Genomic DNA, 5,059 nt, shown 5'->3' with positions numbered 1-5,059 from the left:
AGAATGTCTTTATAAAGCATATATTGACGAAGTAATATCCTTGCCATCTTTGAATAAAAAATATTATGATGAGCTTTCCTGGGAGGAATATATTGAGGCCTTAATTCGCCGTATCGCATATATGAATGGTATTCTCTACCGGAAACAAGCAATGGGTGAAGATTATTCTGAATTATATACTCATATTAAAGAGATATTTGATTATATCGACTTTTCTTTTGAAAGAAGAATCCAATGGAAAAGAAGTTATCTTCTTCCAGAAGAGTTATTTCCATTTCTTTATGATAAATTGGCTGAGATATACCGAGACTTTTTTGTAGATAAGATAGATGATTTTATGAAACATCTAAAGAACCGGATGCCAAACCAGTTGTGTTTGTACAGAGAGGGCTATTGTGCAACTCTAATAAGGATGACTGGTATATTAGGTAAAAAGAGCAATACGCGGCAACAAGCTGTATTCTTAGCTGACGAAATTGTTAAATATATACTTTATGCTGTACAGAATAGAAGTGAACGGTGTTATTATTTACTTCAGATCTGCCGGGAATATGCTATGATGGGTGAAAAAACAAAAACTCAAAACACTTATATTGAAGTATTGAACAGTTCTATGGGACCAGATTGGTATAAAGAAGCTCAACTAGATCTGATTAATGAATTTCGTAAAACAGATACATTTTTTGACGCTGTTCAAGTCGCACATATGGCGGCAATATTTGAAGAAGCATCTGGCGAAATGACATTTCAAAGATATGTTCAGCAAGAGAAAAATGAATTTGTTGCAACTATAGCTAAAGCATCTTCACTATCGGATGCCATTACCTATTATAAATTTGAGACTATTCCATCTTCTGAAAGAATTATCAGTAATGCAGAGGACTGGAAAGTAGACATGCCGGCTCCTGGCAAAGGCTATGATCTTGGCGCTAACCATTTAATAGAAGCTAGTGCAATTTGTCAGCTGTTAAGCGAATGCAAGGAAGTGTCACCTTATATAAAATATGCTATAAGTGAATTATTCTGGGAAAATTGGGACAAAATGCATAATGACTATCAATATGCAAACCTTCATTCTGAAATAATAGCAGAACTAGGAGAGAAGAAATCTATAGAAATTCTCGCCCCTAGAATGGCAGATTATATAGCTCATATATATGATACAAAGAACGGTATTTATTTAAAAGACTTTGAGGAAAAGGTTATATTCGACAGTTTTTTGGATTACCTAAATCGTTTTTTGGAGGAAAGGGGAATTGAGTGGAAACGAAGTTTGAAGGAAGAAAAACACTCAGAAAAAAGAGAAAATCTAAAAGAAAAGCTCGGTTCTCTTCCTTCAAGTAAAGCACTTCTTGATTCTATGAGAAAGAATATCGTTTCACCATTAGGAAGCTATTGGTACTCTCTCAGTGAATTTATTACACCGCTTATTAATAAGTCAGATTTTGATAAAACAAAACTTTTTGATATTATATCTGGACATTATGACATTAATGTGCGTCCTTCAAAGCAACAATACGAGAAATTTATTGGTATGTCTGGTTATCATGAAGAACATAATCAGGATGAGCAAATGATTCATTTTCTGATATGGTTTCTTGTTCATCCAGATAGAAATGTTTCGATGAGAGCAGAAGAAGCCCTAAAATGGCTATGTGAATATGATCATAGAGTAATAGAATGTTTAATAGAAGAGATTAAACAATATGTTGAAATAGGTCTGAATACAATAGCTTCAGAGGTTTTACTTGAAATTACTATTGAGAAACCTTCTATAGTATTAGAATGCATTCAATCTGACTATGAGCAAAAGGAATTACTTAGTGTTCGTAATTTTTCAGTCTCAAGGAATCTTTACGAAATTGCATTAGTATTGTCAGAGAAATGTGGGTATAATAGTTTACTAGAAAAAATGAAAACCATATTTCCTAATACAATGACTGATAGAGGTGATGTATTGATAGATTTTGAGGATATGATGTTTATTGAACATAAAATTGATAAACTCAATAACTTGCAGGTTACTGGCGGAAAAGAGTTTGCACAACCTTATTTGGACGCTGTACATTCATTGAAAGATGACGGTACGATAACAAAACTGTTAAAAACAGATGAATACATACGAAGAAGCTTCTACTTGAACGGATTATTCAAAGGTAGGTATATAAGGACAATGGAAGATGTACTCAATAGAGTTCTCTATAACAAAGTGGATTATGAGAGGGCTGGAAGAGTGTATTATGCAATTAATAATTAATGTATATGACTAAATATTTAGGTTCATCATATCCAGGTAGAAGAGAGTTTGAGAGAGGTGCAAATCTGCTCAAAGAGAGTATTGATAATGAACGTATTTTATTTGCTCGTGGTATTGATGCTCATTTATTTGATTCATTATCAAGAGTTAGAACACTACCTAACGGTAGAATAAATCTTGATACTATAGACGAATTGGTACGTTCTACTTTCCATATATTGGCGTCTAATAATTTTAAAGAAATGTATGAAAGAGAAAAGTAAATATGGTATGCCACCGCCAACTTCGCGGGCAGAATTTGAACACAATGTATTCCTTCTAGTTGAAGATTTTGAAAGACATAAGAACAACCAATCTTACTTGGAAAATCGTTTATGGGCTTTGGGGGAATCTTTAGAGCATTCAAGATATTTGCCCAATAGACGAATTGAGTTATCCACTATAGATGAGCGGATGAGACTTCTTTCAAATATGATGGATTGGGAAAAATATCTGCCACCTGTGTCGTTAAGAGAGAAAAATAGTGAATGATCACCAAGGATATATTTTATATTAGGAAGAAACGGGATGATTATCCCGTTGTTTTTTGATCCTTCTCATGAAATTAACCTTGAGAATAACTCGAAGAAAGATTGGATACTTTATCGACACAGTGATATACTGCGACCGATAACTACTAACAGACTCAGTAGATACCTTAGATGAATGCCGTATGCTTGCGGGAAGTCCCAAGAGTGCGGCATTTCTATATTGAACACAACCGACACATTTGAACATCCATCAACCTTGTGACAGATAATTTCTCACCTTACCTGGATGCTTACCCTTGCCAGGCTTCACCACTTGGATCTTGAACAGCACGCGATACCTTGTGATATCCTCGTGAATTTAGCAATAGTTTGAAGTTCATCTTTGTCCATCAACAACTCTCACACCTTTAAAAAAGCAGTATTGAAAACCGGGGAGGAAGCAAATGCATGAGGCTCTGGCACACGATCATTTCCAAACTACGTGTGGCCGTGATAGGCCGACACGAAGAGATTGTAGCTACTTGTATGGTTGCCGTCGTTATACGGTAATCTATATCAGCAAACCTATTCCAAACAGCCTGAACTTCAGGATTGAGATTCTTCCATACAGCGATTGCTTGGCGGTGTAGATCAAGATAAATAAGTCGTCTCTGTTTGCCGGAAAACTCATACCTAGACTTGGATTTGAAATAGCAGATGTCATCCCTAATGTAAATTCTAGCCGTAAACTAAATTCAGGTAAAAGTCTAACATCGTCACTAAACCATTATCACTAGAAAATAAAAGACTCACCCTGAGCGCGCTGTTCTTATGGGAAGCGGGGTGAGTATGTTATTGCAAATTTAATTAATAAACTTCATATACCGATGTTTTTCTTAAATATATTGCAAGAATGAATTATATGGTAATAGGTCCTTGCGTTAATCTTTCTAGGTAATTTAATAAATCTTCTGATGCATGAAGGAATAAGATAAAATACTTTTCAAACATTTCGAACAAAATCTCATCTGATGTAATTCTAATTCCGTATTTGTTTATATGTATATATCTGGTTATCAGTGGTTATAGTATTTGATATTTTAGAGACTAAGAGATTGAGGGTATCTGTAAAGCAATAATTATCTATGATTTAGATAGATTTTATAGTGGAACGTACTCAAATTACATAGAGGGACGTAAATTTGTCCCCCGTATGTGGCTTGAGGGACAAACGGGGGACAAAAATGTTGAAAAAATTGTAAACAGAAACGACGAGTGCACAGAAAATGGTAAATTGAGTGCACAGAAAACAGTAACAACAGTGCACAAGAATCAGTAACAACAGTACACAGAAATCGGTAACAATAATGCACAACAATAAGCATTATTAACCAGACCTTTGTGCTCATAAGGAAAATACAACACAGACAGCCATATGAGTGTCAGAGATCACAACAAAACAGACCGATTAATTATGTACGATCGAATCCAACGCTACCGCAATGAAGACCACAGGTCCGTCAGCTGGATAGCACAGAAACTTCACCTGAACCGCCGGACCGTCAAGCGGTATCTGTCAATGTCACAGGCGGAGTACGAACGCCATCTGGATGCATCCGAAGAACGTCCGCTTCTGCTTGAGCCCTACACCAAGTTTGTCGTCGACCGGTTGAACCAGTTTCAGGACACCAAGGCGGCCCAGATGCACGACTGGCTGAAAGAGCACTACCCCGACTTTCCGGAAGTGTGCCCGAAGACTGTCTACAACTTCGTGATGCGCATCCGTCAGGAGTACAGAATCCCGATGATGCCGATAAGTGAAAGGGTATACGAATGTCTTCCCGAGACCCCATCCGGCAGATATGCGCAGGTAGACTTCGGCCAGACCAGACTGCGCCGTGGAGACGGGACGCGTGTCAAGGTCCATTTCATGGTCATGCTGCTATGCTGCAGCCGTTACAAGTTCGTGTGGTTCAGCGACAGGCCATTCACCAGCGAGACCGCCAGCCAGGCTCACGAGAAGTCCTTTGAGTACTTCCGCGGTGTACCCCGCTTCATCATCTACGACCAGGATGCGGTCTTCCTTTATGACGAGAACATCGGTGACTATAGGATGACGACAGTCTTCGAGAGCTATGTGAAGAGCCGTCCGTTTGATGTTATTTTCGGTTCATCCGACATTTCGCGTGATAGTTTATTAAAGAAGAAAACCGCTGCACAAATTGTATATTTGAATAAGCACAAGCAAACGTACAATTATGAACAGCAGTTTTCTATATCATGCGTGGGGTCT

3 protein-coding genes and 1 pseudogene are annotated in these 5,059 nt (G+C 37.5%); all 4 read left to right on the top strand.

The features are described from left to right. Positions 1–2,257: hypothetical protein (locus I6E24_RS15250; RefSeq protein WP_235329448.1), on the top strand; the 2,257-nt coding region annotated here is incomplete at its 5' end. 5 nt (positions 2,258–2,262) lie between these two features. Beyond that, a complete protein-coding gene (locus I6E24_RS15245; protein WP_130893271.1) occupies positions 2,263–2,520 on the top strand; it encodes a hypothetical protein in 258 nt (85 codons plus the stop codon). Beyond that, a complete protein-coding gene (locus tag I6E24_RS15240) occupies positions 2,504–2,788 on the top strand; it encodes a hypothetical protein (RefSeq protein WP_130893270.1) in 285 nt (94 codons plus the stop codon). The genes I6E24_RS15245 and I6E24_RS15240 overlap by 17 nt, the downstream gene beginning before the upstream one ends. Positions 2,789–4,240: 1,452 nt before the next feature. Next, positions 4,241–5,059, top strand: a pseudogene (locus I6E24_RS15235) (DDE-type integrase/transposase/recombinase); the annotation flags it as partial.

The organism is Bacteroides caecigallinarum (assembly GCF_021530995.1).
GTDB lineage: Bacteria > Bacteroidota > Bacteroidia > Bacteroidales > Bacteroidaceae > Phocaeicola > Phocaeicola faecigallinarum.
Note: the sequence above shows the minus strand (reverse complement) of the source record. Positions and strands in the feature narration are given on the sequence as shown.

What these genes read in the sequence shown, in the direction of transcription:
- I6E24_RS15245 (WP_130893271.1), top strand. Translation starts at nt 2,263, where the DNA reads ATGACTAAATATTTAGGTTCATCATATCCAGGTAGAAGAGAGTTTGAG.
- I6E24_RS15240 (WP_130893270.1), top strand. Translation starts at nt 2,504, where the DNA reads ATGAAAGAGAAAAGTAAATATGGTATGCCACCGCCAACTTCGCGGGCA.